This is a genomic window from Sorangium sp. So ce131 (genome assembly GCF_051519095.1).
Taxonomy (GTDB): Bacteria; Myxococcota_A; Polyangia; order Polyangiales; family Polyangiaceae; genus Sorangium.
This window is the reverse complement of the sequence record NZ_CP150455.1, coordinates 11,769,215-11,784,719: the sequence shown is the minus strand read 5'-3', so window position 1 is coordinate 11,784,719 and position 15,505 is coordinate 11,769,215. Positions and strand designations below refer to the sequence as shown.

The following is a 15,505-nucleotide window of genomic DNA, read 5'->3' as shown; positions in this document are numbered from 1 at the left end:
GGTGGTTCAGCTGCGCGCCGGGCACGGCCGGGACGGCGTGCGACAACGACGCGAAGTGCGCCGGCCCGCCGGATCCGCGCTGCGGCGTGGGGCGGTGCGTGGACCGGGTGTGCAGGGTGGAGATCTACGATGGGCCGCTGCCGTCCCAGGTGCGCGGGGACTGCATGCAGCTGGAGTGCACCCACGAAGGCAAGGTGGTGGCCATCGCGAACCCGGCCGACTTCTACAACGACGGCAACGTGTGCACCTCCGATCTCTGCTCGGAGAGCAACGAGCCTGTCCACGCGCCGTTCGACAACGGGATCAGCCTCAAGGACCTCTATGGTCTCGAGGTCGTCTGTTACGACGCGCAGACCTTCGACTGCATCGTCGAGGACGACGAGTGCGGGCCTCGCCGCATCTGTGTACCGGCCGTGGGCGGGCAGCAGGGCGGAGGCTTCTGCGCGCCCAGCCACTGCATCAACGCGCGGGTGGACGCGGACGAAGCCGACATCGACTGCGGGGGCGTCTGCCGGCGCCCGTGCGAGAGCGGGGCGCTGTGCGCCGTCCCGCAGGACTGCATCTCCGGCGTGTGCTCGGGGAGCCCGAGGACGTGCCAGAGCCCGTCCGAGTACGACGGCGCGCGGAACGGCTTCGAGACGGGCGTGGACTGCGGGGGCCCGTGGTCGCCGTGCCCGGACGGCGAGGGCTGCGCGGCGGGCGTGGACTGCGAGTCCGGCGTCTGCTGGGCCGGGGTGTGCGACGCGCCGACGTGTGTCGACGGCGTGAGGAACGGCGACGAGCTCGGCGTCGACTGCGGCGGGCCGGCGTGCCCGGCGTGCCCGCGATAGACACGCGCGATCAACGCGCGATCAACGCGCGATCAACGCGGCGGACGGCGCGGATGTGGCCGACGCCGCGGACGCGACGGCGACGCGGCGGACGCGGCCGACGCGGCGGCGGCGTGGAGCCGGGGTGTCGGGAAGCGTCGTTGACGCTGCGGCCCGGAGCGGTCATACCGGGGCCATGCCCAGGCTCGTTATCGAAGGCATGACGTGTGGTCACTGCGTCCAGGCGGTGTCGAAGGCGCTCGCGAAGGTCCCCGGCGTCACGCGGGTGGGCGAGGTGAGCCTCGAGCGCGGCGAGGCCGCCGTCGAGGGGAGCGCGACGGTGGAGGCCCTGCTCGCGGCCGTGCGCGACGCCGGGTACGAGGCGCGCGCCGCGGACTGACGCTCCGGTGCGGGGAGCCGCCGCTTTTGGTAGGGTGGCGGCCACCATGGCGAAAGAGCAGGGCGAGAAGGGGTTTCCGGAAGGGTTCCGGTGGGGCGCCGCCGCGGCGTCGTACCAGATCGAGGGCGCCGCGCACGAGGACGGCAGGGGGCCGTCCGTGTGGGACATGTTCTGCAAGAAGCCGGACGCCGTGTGGAACGGCCAGAACGGCGATGTCGCGTGCGACCACTACCACCGGTACGAGGAGGACGTCGCCCTCATGCGCGACATCGGGCTCCGCGCGTACCGCCTCAGCATCTCGTGGCCTCGCGTGCTGCCGGACGGCACGGGCGCGGTCAACGAGCGCGGGCTCGCGTTCTACGACCGGCTCGTCGACGCGCTGCTCGCGGCGGGCGTCGAGCCGCACGCGACGCTGTTCCACTGGGACTTCCCGCTCGCGCTCTACCACCGGGGCGGGTGGCTGAACCGCGACAGCGCCGACTGGTTCGCCGAGTACACGAGCGTCGTTGTCCGCAAGCTCGGCGACCGGATCAAGGACTGGATGACGCTCAACGAGCCGCAGGTGTTCATGGGCGCCGGCCACTACGAGGGCCGCCACGCCCCCGGGGACCGGCTGCGCTTCGCCGAGGTCTTGCGGGGGTGCCACCATGTCCTGCTCGCACACGGTAAGTCGGTGCAGGCGATCCGCGCGGCCAGCCCGGGGAAGTGCAATGTGTATTACGCGCCGGTCGCGCAGGTGAAGATCCCCGCGAGCTCGTCGCCGGAGGATCTCGAGGCCGCGCGGGCGGCCACGTGGGCGGTGGCCGCGCGCACCACATGGACGAACACGTGGTGGATGGATCCGGTGTTCCTCGGCAAGTACCCCGAGGACGGGCTCCGCCTGTTCGGCAACGAGCTGCCGGAGATCCGGAGCGGAGATCTGGAGATCATCGCGCAGCCGGTCGATTACTGCGGTGTGAACGTCTACTGGGGCGTCCCGGTGCGCGCCGGGGCGAACGGCGCTGCCGAGGTCGTGCCGCACCCGGTGGGATTCCCGATCACGGCCTTCGAGTGGCCGGTCACGCCGGAGTGCCTCTACTGGGGGCCCAAGTTCTTCTATGAGCGGTACAAGCGCCCCATCGTGATCACCGAGAACGGGCTATCGACCCGCGACTGGATCTCGCTCGACGGGAAGGTGCACGATCCCCAGCGCATCGACTACATGGCGCGCCACCTGCGCGAGCTCCGCCGGGCGATGGCCGAGGGCGCGGTGGTGAACGGGTATTTCCACTGGTCGATCATGGATAACTTCGAGTGGGCGCACGGCTACAAGCACCGGTTCGGCCTGGTGTTCGTCGATTACCCGACGGGCAAGCGGGTGCTCAAGGACTCGGCGCACTGGTACCGGGAGCTCATCGCGTCGAACGGCGCGACGCTCGGCGCGTGAGGGGGCGGATCAGGCGCCTCGGCGGCTAGGCCTTCTCCGGCGAGCGCAGACCAGGGCGGCCGCGGCGGCGAGCAGGCTGGCGAAGGCCCCTCCGGCGGCCCCTGCGGGGGGCCCGACGCTGCAGCTCGCCGTCGCGACGTCGTCGTCCGCGGGGGCTGGGCCGTTGTTGTCGTCGTCCACGGGGGCTGGGCCGTTGTTGTCGCCGTCCGCGGGGGCTGGGCCGTTGCTGTCGCCGTCCGCGGGGGCGGGGATCGGGTCGAGGCAGATCGGCGTGCCCCAGACGCTGTCGCCGCGAGGATCCGAGACCTTGAGCGAGAAGCAGGGGCTGTACGCCACGGTGCCCTGAGGGACCCTCACGTCGACCTCCGGCCGCTCGCCAGGAGGGAAGTCGATGGTCGCGACATTGAAGGCGTCGTGTCCGTCGGCCAGATTCGATCCTCCCGGGCCGTCGTCGACGACGGGGGTGTCGTCGGAGAGGAAGACGGTGCCGAGATACCGATCCAGGTCGAAGCCTCCTTGCGCGGCGGGCAGCTTCACTCGAGCCACGGTCTGCTCCCGGGTGCCGACCTCGCGGCAGCTGCCGCCGCAGCCGCCCGCGAGCGGGTCGCACTCGACCACCGCCTCTTCCTCCGTCCTCAGGGTCACCTCGAGGTCGCCTGTCAGGGCGAGCGCCGGGAGGCGCGTGTCGCCGGTCGTGAACGTGAACTCGACCGACTCCGAGCCTTCGGCCGTGGGCGGCCGCTCGAATTCCTGAGGCGCCAGGGCCGCCACGACCTTGTACTCGGTGTCCGGCGCGAGAGGCTCCACGGGCACCCAGCTCTTCGCCCCGTAGTCCGCGCTCCAGTCGGACATCGCCTCTCGCAGCGCCACCTTCGCGCCGCTCGGGTCGGTCATGACGACGTTTTGCACCTGGAAGAGCGAGAGCGCGTTGCGGCCGTCGCTGAGCCAGTTCGTGCCACGCAGCACGATGGCCGTGTCCACCGGCACACCGGTGCTCCCCGCGGCCGGCAACGGCTCCGCCAGGGTGAAGTAGACCTCCGGGACGGGCTCCGAGCAGGCCTCCGCGGCGCCGGGCACGAGCGCGGTGGCCATGGCGAGAGAACACGATGCGAGCAGTGTGAAGCGCAACATAGGCATAAGACCTCCTCGATCCCCTGCCGTTGCAGCTCCTGTGCCGATGGAAATTTCCCGAAGGCTGCGGCGTTCAGGGACGTGAGACAGCGCCTAGCTGTTGCACATTGTGCCACTGCACATATGTGTTGCGCCACTACGTAGGTGCCATTTGTGCCATGGCGTCGCCGGGCAGCCCTTCACCCGCCTCTCGGAGTCGGAGGATCCCGCTCCGCTCTCCGGACCGACCCCCTCCCGCACGTTGACCTTCATCCAGCCGAACGCGGCCCGCGCCGCCTGCCCCGGGGCGCCGCCCCCACCGCGAGGCGCGCGGCCGCTCCGTGCGAAGCGCCGCGCGGCCCCGCGCCCCGGCGGCGCGGCCCGGCCGCTCAGGAGGCGATCGGCTCGTCGCCGTCTTCCTCTTCTTCGTCGAGCAGGCTCTCGTCCCCGCTCGCCAGGTCGTACCCGTTCGGATCGAAATCGTCGAACATCGCCAGCAGGCGCTCGCTCAGCGAGTCCCACGTGTCCGGCGGCTCGCCCGTCTGCCGGTCGCGCTCGGCCAGCGCGAGCGCCGCCGCCACCGCCACGTTCAGCGGGCGCGCGTCCTGGAGCACCGCGACCTTCGCGGCGTCGCCGCTGCACGCGTAACCCAGAAGATAGGCCCGGTACACTTCCTCGTTCGTCTTGTCGCTCATTCCTCTTCCTTCGTTCCTGGCGTCTTTCGCGCTCCGGCAGGCCGCGCGGTGGGGCCTCCCGGCGCTCGGGACCGCGGCGCGAGCCTAGCCGATCCGGCGTGCCTCGGGGATGGCCCGCGCTCCGCTCGAGCGCGCGAGCCCGCGCGGCCGCGCGGACGCGCGGACGCCCACGAATCAGTTGCGCAGCCGATCGCGCAGCGTGCGCACCGCGCTGTCGATGCCCGCGTGGTGATGGAAGCAGCATTGCCCGATGCGCGGCTGGCACTGCGACGAGCGGAGCATCTCCAGGAACACGAGGGCGCGCGCGTCCCCCTCGAGCGCCGCCCGCTCGAAGAGCTTGTCCTTGCGGCGGCAAGGGGCCTCGCGCAGCGCCACGGCGATGCGCAGGGGCACGCTCGCGCGCTCGAGCACCTCGGGGCGGCGGAGCAGCTCCGCCGCGCGCTTGCCGCCCTGCGTGCCGCCGTAGCCGCTCACGATCTCGTAGGCGACGTCGAGGCCCTCGGCGCCGAGGCGGCGCTCCAGCGCCTCGAAGATCGCGTCGGCGCGGCCGTCGGGCCGGTACGAGCTCTTCACCGCGACGGCCGCGGCCGCGGTCATCACGTCGCGCTCCTTGAAGGCCGCGCGATCCTTCTCGAGCAGCACGAAGAGCGCGCGCTCCGCCTGCTCCCACCGCTTCGCCTTCACCGCCTCCACGAGGCGCTCGCGCTCGGCCGGGAGCTCGACGCCCTCGCCCGGCGCCGCCGCGGCGAGCGGCTCGCCCGACGCCGCCGCGGCGAGCGGCTCACCCGGCGCCGCCGCGGCGAGCGCCTCGCCCGGCGCTGCCCCGGCGAGCGGCTCGCCCGAAGCCGCCGCGGCGAGCGCCTCGCCCGGCGCCGGCGCCGACCCGGAGGCCGGCGTCGCCGGCACCTCCGGCGCGCTCGCCGCCGGCGCAGTGGCGGGCGCCGGCGGCGGCGTCCCGAGGGCGCCCGGCGCCCCGGCCGTCGGCGTCTGCATCGCAGCGGCCGCCTCCCGGAGCTCCGCGCCGGCGGCCGCCGGCGCCGGCGCGCCCGCGGGCAGCCCGCGCAGGAACACCGCGCCCGCGACGACGGCGGCGCCCGCCGCGGTCGCGCCCATGATCCAGCCGGGCCAGCGCCGCCGCGGCCGCCCGCCGCGGGTCGGTACCTCGCGCGCGGCGCCCGCCGCCTCCAGCACGGGCGCCCCGCCGCGCACGTCCGCGGACGCGCGCGGCGAGGCGCCCGCGCCGGCCGCCGCCTCGTCCGGCCGCGAGCCCGGCGCCGCCGGCGCGGCCGGCTGGAGCGCGCGCAGCGGATCGTGGAACGACGGCGACGACACGAGCGGGTCGCTCCAGCGGAGCAGGCCGAGCGCCTCGGACCTCGGCATCGCCGCGTCGAGCGCGACGAGCAGCGCGCGCGCGCTCGCGTAACGCGCCGCCGGATCCTTGCGCAAGAGGCACATCACGACCGCCTCGAGCTCGCGGGGGACGTCGACGCCCGGCGCGCGCAGCCGGAGCGGCGGCGGCGCCGCGGTGCACTGGTCGCGGAAGAGCTCGATCGGCACGATCGCGTCGAACGGGTGCTTGCCGGCGAGCATCTCGTAGAGGATCAGCCCGAGCGCGTAGAGGTCGGAGCGCGCGTCGACGTGATCCATGCCCTGGGCCGCCTCGGGCGCCAGGTACGCGAGCGTCCCGAAGACCATGCCGCTCAGGGTGATCCGCACCGGCGCGGGCGGCTCCTCGGCGCTGTCCGAGCCCGGCGTGGAGAAGCGCTCCAGCGGCACCTTCGCGAACCCGAAATCGATGACCTTCACGGCGCCGGTGCCGTGCTCGATGAGGATGTTGCGCGGCTTGAGATCGCGGTGGACGACGCCGTGCTCGTGCGCCGCGGCGAGCGCCGCCGCGATCTGCCGCGCGATCTCTGCGGCGCGCGCGGCGGGCACGGGGCCCTGCTTGATGATGCGGTCGAGCGTCGTGCCCCGCACGTACTCCAGCACGAGGAACCTGGAGCCGTCGGGCAACGTCCCGAAATCGGTCGCGGAGGCGATGTTCGGGTGCTGGATGTGCGCGCCCGCGATCGCCTCCCGCTCGAAGCGCGCGGTGAGCTCCGGCGAGCCCTTCGCCTCGGGCAGGAGCAGCTTGACGGCCAGCCACTTGCGCAGGTGCAGGTGCTCGGCCTTGTAGACCGCGCCCATGCCCCCCGTGGCGACGAGCTCGACGATCCGGTACCGGTCCGAGATGACCCGCCCGACCATCTCGGCCGCGGGATCCTCCGGCGGCGCGCTGCTCGCGGAGGGCGACGGATCGCCGGGGGCAGGGGGCGGGGAGGCGCTCACGGGAGGCGTGAACTGTCCGGCGAAGGCCGCCCCTTGTCAAAGGGGGATCGCCGCCGCGCGGCGCCGGAGGGCCGGGGATTGTAGCGGACCGCGCCGGACCGTTATCCTCGCGGGCGCACGCGGGCTGGAAGCGCCGCTCGCATGGCCGCGGCGGGCGAGAAAAAGACCGCCGCGCAGGACGAGGAGTTGGCCGCGATGGGGACGACGACAGGCCGGCCCGACACGTTGCCCGATCCATCGAGCGCGGCCCCTTTGCGGCGCCTCGACGCCCCGGCGCGCGAGGCGACCGTCACGTTCACCGCCGGCGCGGCCGAGGCGGCGCCGGAGGGGACCCCGGCGGCGCGATCGGCGCAAGTCGCCGGCGAGGCCGGGAGGACGGAGGCCGAGACGAGGGCCGATGCCTCGCCCCGCTCCCGACGGCGGGAGGCGGAGGACCCGCCCGCGTCCATCGGCAAGTTCGTCGGCCACTACGAGGTCATCCGCGAGCTCGGCCGGGGCGGCATGGGCAGGGTGGTGGTCGCCCGCGACACGCGGCTCGGGCGGCTGGTCGCGATCAAGTTCCTCAGCCGGCTGAGCGAGGCGCGGGTGCAGCGGTTCCTGGTCGAGGCCCGGGCCACGGCGCGCTGCAAGCACGAGAACATCGTGACGCTGCACGAGGTGAGCGAGCACGGCGGATACCCCTACATGGTGCTCGAGTACATCGAGGGGCAGAGCCTGCGCGCGTGGATGGACCAGCGCCGGCCCGCGGACGCCGGCGAGGAGATCTCGACGGCGCCGGTGCCGCCGAGCCTCGCGGTCGAGATGATGGCGCCGGTCGTGCGCGCCCTGGCGTGCGCCCACAAGTTCGGCATCGTGCACCGCGATCTCAAGCCCGAGAACATCATGCTGGACGCGTCGGGCCCCATCAAGGTGCTCGACTTCGGCATCGCGAAGCTGCGCGAGGACGACGCGAGCCCCGCGCGCCCGGCCCCGCGCGCGCCCCTCGCCGGCGAGCCGGCGCTCACCCGCGAGGGCGCGATCATGGGCACGATGCCCTACATGTCCCCTGAGCAATGGCGGGGGGAGGGGATCGACGCGTGCAGCGATCTCTGGGCCGTGGGCGTCCTGCTCTACGAGCTCGTGACCGGCGCGCACCCGCTCGCCCCGCCGCACATGGGGAACCTCATGCGGGTGGCCGAGCTCGACGAGCCCATGCCCAGGGTCGACGACGGCCGGCCGGAGCTCGGCGCGATCGGCGCGGTCATCGATCGCTGCCTGCGCAAGCGCAAGGAGGAGCGCTTCGCCTCGGCGCAGGAGCTCCTCTCCGAGCTGACGCGGGCCCTGCCCGGGCGCCACGAGGTCGTCCTCGGCGCGGACGAGAGCCCGTTCGCCGGCCTGTCGTCGTTCCAGGAGATCGACGCGGATCGCTTCTTCGGCCGCGGCCAGGAGATCGCCGGCGTGGTGTCGCGCCTCCGCAGCCAGCCGCTGCTCGCCGTGGTCGGGGCGTCCGGCGCGGGGAAGTCCTCGCTCGTGCGGGCCGGGGTGATCCCGGCGCTCAAGCGCTCCGGCGAGGGCTGGGACGCGCTGATCATCCGGCCGGGGCGCGAGCCGATGGCCGCGGTGGCCGATCTGTTCAGCCACCCGTCCGTGACGCTGCTCCCCGAGCTGCGGGGGCTCGATCCGCAGGGCGGCGCGGCCGCGCGCGCCGCCCTGAACGAGCGGCTGCGCGCCGAGCCGGGCTACCTCGGCACGGCGCTGCGCGCGTGGTCGGCCCGGGAGCGGCGCCGGCTCCTCCTGTTCGTCGATCAGTTCGAGGAGCTCTACACGCAGGGCTGCGACGCCGGAGAGCGCGGGGCCTTCCTCTCGTGCCTCGCCGGCGTCGCGGACGACGCCTCGTCGCCGCTCCGGGTGATCCTCGCGATGCGCTCGGACTTCCTCGAGCGCGCGGCCGAGGACCAGCACTTCATGGTGGCGCTGACGCGCGGGCTCGTGTTCCTCCCGGCGATCGGGCGCGCGGGGCTGCGCGAGGCGCTGGTCATGCCGGTGCGGGCCGCGCGGTACGAGATCGAGGATCCGGGCATGGTCGAGGGCATTCTCGACACGCTGGCGACGACCCGCGGGGCGCTGCCGCTGCTCCAGTTCACGGCGGCGCGGCTGTGGGACACGCGCGACCGCGAGCGCCGGCTGCTGACGCGGGCGAGCTACCAGGCCATCGGCGGCGTGGCCGGCACGCTCGCGAGCCACGCCGACACGGTGCTGGCCGGCATGAGCGCGCGCCACGCGAAGCTGGCCCGCACCATCTTCGAGCGCCTGGTCACGCCCGAGCGCACCCGCGCGATCGCGAGCCTGAGCGAGCTCCGCGAGCTCCCCGGCGGCGCCGAGGAGATCGAGCGCGTGATCCACCTGCTCGCCGACGCGCGGCTGCTCGCGATGGAGACGGGCGGCGGCAGCGCCGGGAGCACGGTGGAGATCGTGCACGAGTCGCTGATCGACAGCTGGCCGACGCTGCACCGCTGGCTCGACGAGAACCAGGAGGACGCCGCGTACCTCGACAAGCTGCGCGCGGCGGCCAAGCAGTGGGAGTCGAGCGGCCGCGCGGACGACATGCTCTGGCGGGGCAAGATCGCGGAGGACGCGCGCCGCTTCCGAGAGCGCTACCACGGCGAGGTGATGGAGCGGGAGCAGCGGTACCTCGACGCGGTGCTGCGGCTCGCCGACACCGTGCACCGGCGGAAGCGCGCGCTCATCTACGGGACGATCGCGGCCCTGTCGTTCCTCGTGGTGGCGGCCACCGTGGGGATCATCAAGGTGCAGAACCAGAACCGGGTGATCACCGAGCAGCTGCAGGAGATCCGCCAGACGGAGGAGAACCTCCAGAAGGCGCTCGCCGCCGAGAAGCTGGCCAGGGACGCCGCGGAGCGGGCGCGCAAGGACATCGAGGCGCAGCGGGAACAGGCGAAGCAGATGGAGCAGATGCAGCGGCAGAGAGAGGCGGAGAGGGCGAGGGAGGAGGCGGCGGGAGGGCGGGGGGCGGCGCGGAAGGTGCGGGGCGACGGGAAGCGCGTCGCGGCGGAGGCGGCGCCGTAGGGGCGGTCCCGGAGGTGTTCTGGCGCTCGGAGGGCGAGGCCGGTCACGTGGGCACCCATCACAAGGCCGTGTGGTGTCTCAGCGATCGCCTTCGCGAGCAGCTGAATGCTGAGCAGATGGCGTGCGGCCTGCTTTGAGCCTTTGAGCGGCAGCCGTTGATTCGCCATGCCGCAACCGCACGATTCCACGGCACGGGTCTTGGCTCGCGAGCGGGCCGGGGTGGATCACGGCAACAGCCGCCGGTCCACCAGGGGCGTCAATGGGCTCCTTCTTGGAGGCGCCTCCGGACCTGCTCCTGCACGTCGGCGGGGAGCGAGCGGAGGTACTCCTCGGGGAGGACCCGCAGCATCTCCAAGGGCAGCGCCAGGATCACCTGCTCGGGGGCGAGCCCCGCCAGCCGCTGCTCGGGGGCGAGCCCCGCCAGCCGCTGCTCGGGGGCGAGCCCCGCCAGCCGTTTCTCGACGGGCATCGCCTCCACGAGCTTCTGGAACATCTCTTCGTATCCCGGAAGCTCCTCCATGTTCGGCTGCTTCATCTTCGTGTCCCTCATCCACTGCTGGAGCCATCGGGTGGCCTCGCCCGACTCTGCCGGCCTGCGGCTGAACAGCCGCAGGTACTCGTCCCGCTCCGCCTCGGTCACCTCGTCGGTGACGACCACGTACGCAGTGTACATCAGCCCCTCGATCCGGCCATACCCGCCGCCCAGCGGCGTCAGCTTCCAGCCCATCCGCTCGATCTCTTGGCGCAAGGTCGGCGTGACCGACGCGACCACCAGCACCAGCGTCAGGTCGTCGCGCTCCGGCAGCTCGTCGAGGTGTGCCGTGTGGTACAGCACGCCGTAGCCCACCAGCCGCAGCAAGTCCCCCGGACGGAACGCGGAGTCGACTGGGCTCTTGTATTCCAGCACCGTCACCGCTCCGAGCATCGGCCACAGCATGCGGAGCACGCGTGCCTCGTGATCCTGCCGCTCGACGCCGATCCGGCGCAGCAGCAGGATGTCCGCGCGCTGCGGCTCGATGCTCAGCCTCACCTCCGACTGCACCTCGAAGTTGGGCGGCGCGCGTCGCTGAATCAGGTTCACGAACGCGAGGTGCCACAGATCGAAGGGCAGCTCCACGGGCGCCAGACTACTCGCAGCGGAGAGTGCCGGGCCAAGTCGGAGCCGCAGGCGTCGCAGCGGTCCGCCGCGCGCCTCCTCGCCCCCTCGCACCGCGCCGTCCGCCCGCCCGCCAGCCATCGCCGCCGCTCCCCCCGGCCTCCCCTGTTGAACCGCCGCCCCACCCGGGCCAAGGATGCGCCATGGCCGATCCCGTTCACGCCCTCGCCCGCGCCTTCAAGGAGGCCATCACCGCCGCCCTGGGCGCCGAGCACGCCGCCACCGATCCCGCGCTGCGCCGCTCCGCGCACGCCGACTACCAGGCGAACGTCGCCATGGCGCTCGGCAAGCGCGTGGGCAGGCCGCCGCGCGACGTCGCGGCGGCGATCGTGAAGGCGCTGCCGGCCTCCGGGCTCTGCAGCAAGGTGGAGATCGCCGGCCCCGGGTTCATCAACCTCACGCTCGAGGACGCCTACCTCACGCGCGAGCTCGCCGACACGGCGGGCGGCGGCCGGCTCGGGATCGCGCCCGCCGCGCAGCCGGAGACGGTGATCGTGGACTACTCGGGCCCGAACGCCGCGAAGGAGATGCACGTCGGGCACCTGCGCAGCACGATCATCGGCGACGCCCTCGCGCGCGTCCTCGATGCGCTCGGCCACCGCGTGATCCGCCAGAACCACCTCGGCGACTGGGGCACGCCGTTCGGCATGCTCATCGAGCACATGCTCGACCTCGGCGAAGGCGCCGCGGCCGAGGCGCTCTCCGTGGGCGATCTCGACGCCTTCTACAAGCAGGCGCGCGCCAAGTTCGACGGCGACCCTGCGTTCGCCGAGCGCTCGCGCCAGCGGGTCGTGCGGCTCCAGGGCGGCGACGAGCCGACGCTCGCGCTCTGGCGGCAGGTCGTGCGCGAGTCGATGCGCTACTTCGAGTCGGTCTACCGCCGCCTCGGCGTGACGCTCACCGAGGCCGACTTCGCCGGGGAGAGCTCCTACAACCCGATGCTCCAGGACGTGCTCGCGGAGCTCGGCCAGAAGGGGCTCACGCGCGAGAGCGACGGCGCCCTCTGCGTCTTCCCCGCCGGGTTCACGGGTAAGGGCGGCGAGCCGCTGCCGCTCATCGTGCGCAAGCAGGACGGCGGCTACGGCTACGCGACCACCGACCTCGCGGCGATCCGCCACCGCCTGTCGACCGTGGGCGCGCGGCGGATCATCTATGTCGTCGGCGCGCCGCAGAGCCAGCACTTCGCGATGGTCTTCGCGGCGGCGCGGGAGGCGGGCTGGCTGAAGCCGCCGGCGCGCGCCGAGCACGTGGCCTTCGGCTCGGTGCTCGGCGCCGACAAGAAGATGTTCAAGACGCGCTCCGGCGACACCGTGAAGCTCTCGGACCTGCTCGACGAGGCCGTCGAGCGCGCGCTGAAGGTGGTCCGGGAGAAGAACCCGGAGCTCGACGCCGAGACCGCCGGCCCGGTAGCGCGGTCGATCGGCATCGGGGCGGTGAAGTACGCCGACCTCTCCAGCGACCGGATCAAGGACTACGTGTTCGACTGGGACCGCATGCTGGCGTTCGAGGGGAACACCGCGGCCTACCTCATGTACGCGCACGCCCGCATCCGCTCGATCTTCCGCAAGGGCGGCGTCGCGCTGGAGCGCGGCGCCGGCATCACCCTCACCGATCCGGCCGAGCGGGCGCTCGCGCTCGAGCTGCTCCGGTTCGGCGCCGTGATCGAGGACGTGGCCGCCACGCTCGAGCCCCACCGCCTGTGCGTCTACCTCTACGAGCTCGCCGGGGCGTTCACGACGTTCTTCGAGCGCTGTCCGGTGCTCAAGGCCGACGGCGAGGCGCTGCGCCGCTCGCGCCTCGCGCTCTGCAACCTCACGGCGCAGGTGCTGGCGAAGGGCCTCGGCCTGCTCGGCATCGACGCCCCGGAGCGGATGTAGCGCGATGGATCGCCGGCGCTCCCTCTCCGGCCTCGGCGCCGCGGCGCTCGCGGCGCTCGCAGGGCTCGCGGCGCTCCCGGTCGCGATCGGGTGCTCGGCCGTGGGCGGCTCGCCCGCGCAGGAGCAGGAAGGCGCGGGCGGACCGCGCGCCGAGCCCCCCGCGGCCGGCGGCGAGGAGGACGGCGCCGGCGGCCTCGGCGCGCCCGACGACCCGGCGCTGGGCGGCACCGCCGAGCCGCCCCCGGATCCGAACGCGGACAAGGACGGCGACGGGTTCACGCCCGCGCGCGGCGACTGCAACGACGCGGACGCCAACGTGAACCCCGGCGCGATCGAGGTCGAGGTCACGGAGCCCGACGCGAGCGGCGAGGTCCCGGCGCCGGCGGACGAGGACTGCGACGGCGCGATCGACAACGTGGCCCCTCCGTGCGACGAGGGGCTGGCGCTCGCGGACTTCGATCCGATGAGCGGCGCCAGGGCGATCGACCTCTGCGCGGCCGCGTCCCGCGACGACGCGCGGTGGGGCGTGCTCTCCGCGAGGTACGTCCGAGGTGACGGCTCACCCGCGCGGCCGTCGGCCGCGGTGGGCCTCCAGGAGGGGTTCGGCCCCAACGTGCACGTGCAGCGCGGCGCGCGCCTGCTCGCGCTCTCGACGGGGCGCGCCCGCCTGCCCGGTCAGCCCAGCGCGTGTTCCTCCGACAGCTGCTCGAGCTACGGCCCCGGCGCCGCGCCGCCCGGGTTCCCCCAGGACAACCCCGACTGCCCCCCGTCCGACTTCATCCACGACGACATCGGCCTCGAGGTCGTCCTGCGCGCGCCGAAGAACGCGACCGGCTACGAGTTCCTCTTCAAATTCTACACCTTCGAATACCCGGAGTGGGTCTGCGAGGATTTCAACGACCAGTTCGTCGCGCTGGCCACGCCGGCGCCGCCGGGGTCGTACAACGGGAATCTCTCGTTCGACGACGCGGGCAGGCCGGTCAGCGTCAATATCGCCTTCTTCGATGTCTGCGACGGATGCCCGCGCGGCTCGGGCGAGCTCGCGGGGACGGGGTTCAGCCCGCTGACCGACGGCGCCACCCGCTGGCTGAAGACCCAGGCGCCGGTCCGCGGCGGCGAGGAGATCACGCTCCGGTTCATCCTCTTCGACACCGGCGACGATCGCTTCGACTCCACCGCGCTCATCGACGGCTTCCGCTGGATCGCGAGCGGCGGCACGGTGAGCCTGGATACCGCCCCCGTCGTCGACGCTCGCTGAGCGAGGCGTCTCTCCCCCGTCGCACAGGGGTTCTTCCCGCTCCGAGGTGCAAGCGACCGCGCGAGCCCGTCACCGGCAGTCCCCACACGCCCCTCCGCAGTCGACGGCGAGCTCGCCGCCGTTCAGGACCCCGTCGTCGCACGAAGGCTCCTGGCAGACACGCTCCCTGCACACGCCGGACGCGCAGTTGTCCCCGGCGAGGCACCCGTCCCCCGCGGGGCAGAGCGGGCACGAGCGCGTGCCGCAGTCGACGCCGGTCTCATACCCGTTCTGCACGCCGTCCACGCACGTCGGGGCCTGGCAGGCGCCCAGGCGGCAGACGCCCTCCTCGCAGTCGCGCCCCGTCGCGCAGCCGTCGCCGAGGCCGCAAGGCTCGCAGGAACCGCCGCAGTCGGTGTCGGTCTCTCCCTCGAGGTCATCGGTCGCACCGTTGCTGCAATGCGGCGGGATGCAAGCGTGCTCCGTGCAGGTCCACCCCTCGGGGCACTCGTCGCAATTCCACATCAGGACAGCCCCGGTATCTCCGCAGGAGAGAGAAAGAGGCGCGGTCAGCCCCAATGCAATGATGCGTCGAAGCATGGTGTTCACTCTTCTCGTTGATGGCCTGGTGGCGACGACGTTACATCAAGCCTGGCCACCAAGGGCGTCGATCTGGCCTGTTGCACGTGCATTTTGTGGCATTCCCTTGACTCGTTTCGATTTGTCAAAGAATCGACATGGGGAGATCCGGCGAGGGCGCGGGGGCCTCGATCGGAGGCGGAGAGAGGGAGAGGCACGGGAGCTCGGGACGCGAGATGGGCGCTCCACGGGGCCGGGCGCGCCGTTCTCTACGGATTCGATAGGAGGCCGCGGCGGCGCGGCGGAGCGCGGCGCCGACAGCCCCGCTCGGCGTGGCGTTGTTTGGGCAGAGGGGGAAGACGGGGGAAGAGGGGCCTGAAGACCGGCGGGTCGCCCGGCGAGCGGCGCTCCTGTCGGAGCGCGCGCCGCGCTCAGGGGCGGGCGGGGCCGCGGCGCGCCGCGATGAACGAGCGAACACAGAGCGCCACGTAACCCGCGGAGAGGACGCCCATCACGGACTGAGCGATGACGGCGGCCGGGCGCTCCAGGTCGCCGCCGGAGAGCAGCGTCGGCAGCTTGAGCAGGCCGGGGACAGCGCCGGCGAACCCGACGACGCCGAGCAGCGCGGACGCGTGCATGGCGTGCATGTGATACCGCTCCTGCTTCGCGAGCAGCCCGAGCCCGATCGCGGCGGCCCCGAAGCCCGCGGGGATGAGCGCCGTCTTGTGCGTCGCCCCCGTCGCCACGAAGCCGCCGACGCCGAGCGCGACGAGCAGCGCTCCATAACCCAGGGTCAAATTCGACATGTTCGACATGCGGTGC

At 73.1% G+C, this 15,505-nt stretch carries 12 protein-coding genes; 6 read left to right on the top strand and 6 right to left on the bottom strand.

The window, feature by feature from the left end; genetic code table 11:
• Nucleotides 1-116 precede the first annotated feature (116 nt).
• The 3 genes from WMF43_RS42820 to WMF43_RS42810 all read left to right on the top strand — a co-directional run bounded on the left by WMF43_RS42820 (nucleotide 117) and on the right by WMF43_RS42810 (nucleotide 2,635).
• On the top strand, nucleotides 117-830 hold the full coding sequence (locus tag WMF43_RS42820; protein ID WP_437673867.1) for a hypothetical protein: 714 nt from the start codon (nucleotides 117-119) through the stop codon (nucleotides 828-830).
• Between the two features lie 175 nt (nucleotides 831-1,005).
• Entirely contained in the window at nucleotides 1,006-1,209 is a 204-nt protein-coding gene (locus WMF43_RS42815; protein ID WP_437673865.1) for a CopZ family metallochaperone, read from the top strand.
• A 46-nt stretch (nucleotides 1,210-1,255) separates the two neighbouring features.
• Nucleotides 1,256-2,635: a GH1 family beta-glucosidase gene (locus tag WMF43_RS42810; protein WP_437673863.1), complete on the top strand. Its 1,380-nt coding sequence runs from the start codon at nucleotides 1,256-1,258 to the stop codon at nucleotides 2,633-2,635.
• 9 nt (nucleotides 2,636-2,644) lie between these two features.
• Here the strand turns inward: WMF43_RS42810 and WMF43_RS42805 are convergent, their stop codons facing one another.
• The 3 genes from WMF43_RS42805 to WMF43_RS42795 all read right to left on the bottom strand — a co-directional run bounded on the left by WMF43_RS42805 (nucleotide 2,645) and on the right by WMF43_RS42795 (nucleotide 6,768).
• Nucleotides 2,645-3,766 (bottom strand): hypothetical protein, encoded by a 1,122-nt coding sequence (locus WMF43_RS42805; protein ID WP_437673861.1) that lies wholly within the window; start codon nucleotides 3,764-3,766, stop codon nucleotides 2,645-2,647.
• Between the two features lie 368 nt (nucleotides 3,767-4,134).
• On the bottom strand, nucleotides 4,135-4,440 hold the full coding sequence (locus WMF43_RS42800; protein WP_437673859.1) for a hypothetical protein: 306 nt from the start codon (nucleotides 4,438-4,440) through the stop codon (nucleotides 4,135-4,137).
• 174 nt (nucleotides 4,441-4,614) lie between these two features.
• Nucleotides 4,615-6,768 carry a protein kinase domain-containing protein gene (locus WMF43_RS42795; RefSeq protein ID WP_437673857.1) on the bottom strand — a complete coding sequence of 718 codons (2,154 nt, stop codon included), beginning with the start codon at nucleotides 6,766-6,768 and terminating at the stop codon, nucleotides 4,615-4,617.
• A 195-nt stretch (nucleotides 6,769-6,963) separates the two neighbouring features.
• Between WMF43_RS42795 and WMF43_RS42790 the strand changes: the two genes are divergently transcribed.
• Nucleotides 6,964-9,834, top strand: a complete 2,871-nt coding sequence (locus WMF43_RS42790; protein ID WP_437673855.1) for an nSTAND1 domain-containing NTPase — start codon at nucleotides 6,964-6,966, stop codon at nucleotides 9,832-9,834.
• Nucleotides 9,835-10,090: 256 nt separating this feature from the next.
• Here the strand turns inward: WMF43_RS42790 and WMF43_RS42785 are convergent, their stop codons facing one another.
• Complete coding sequence (locus WMF43_RS42785) at nucleotides 10,091-10,951, bottom strand: hypothetical protein (RefSeq protein ID WP_437673853.1); 861 nt, start codon at nucleotides 10,949-10,951, stop codon at nucleotides 10,091-10,093.
• 182 nt (nucleotides 10,952-11,133) lie between these two features.
• Between WMF43_RS42785 and argS the strand changes: the two genes are divergently transcribed.
• On the top strand, nucleotides 11,134-12,867 hold the full coding sequence (gene argS, locus WMF43_RS42780) for an arginine--tRNA ligase (RefSeq protein WP_437673851.1): 1,734 nt from the start codon (nucleotides 11,134-11,136) through the stop codon (nucleotides 12,865-12,867).
• 4 nt (nucleotides 12,868-12,871) lie between these two features.
• The gene (locus WMF43_RS42775) at nucleotides 12,872-14,125 is read left to right on the top strand and encodes a choice-of-anchor L domain-containing protein (protein WP_437673849.1); all 1,254 of its coding nucleotides are present in this window, start codon (nucleotides 12,872-12,874) and stop codon (nucleotides 14,123-14,125) included.
• A 69-nt stretch (nucleotides 14,126-14,194) separates the two neighbouring features.
• On the opposite strand, the gene WMF43_RS42770 is transcribed toward WMF43_RS42775, so the two are convergent.
• Together WMF43_RS42770 and WMF43_RS42765 are read right to left on the bottom strand one after the other, a co-directional pair.
• Nucleotides 14,195-14,629 carry a hypothetical protein gene (locus tag WMF43_RS42770; RefSeq protein WP_437673847.1) on the bottom strand — a complete coding sequence of 145 codons (435 nt, stop codon included), beginning with the start codon at nucleotides 14,627-14,629 and terminating at the stop codon, nucleotides 14,195-14,197.
• A gap of 485 nt (nucleotides 14,630-15,114) precedes the next feature.
• The gene (locus tag WMF43_RS42765) at nucleotides 15,115-15,498 is read right to left on the bottom strand and encodes a hypothetical protein (protein WP_437673845.1); all 384 of its coding nucleotides are present in this window, start codon (nucleotides 15,496-15,498) and stop codon (nucleotides 15,115-15,117) included.
• Nucleotides 15,499-15,505: the final 7 nt, after the last annotated feature.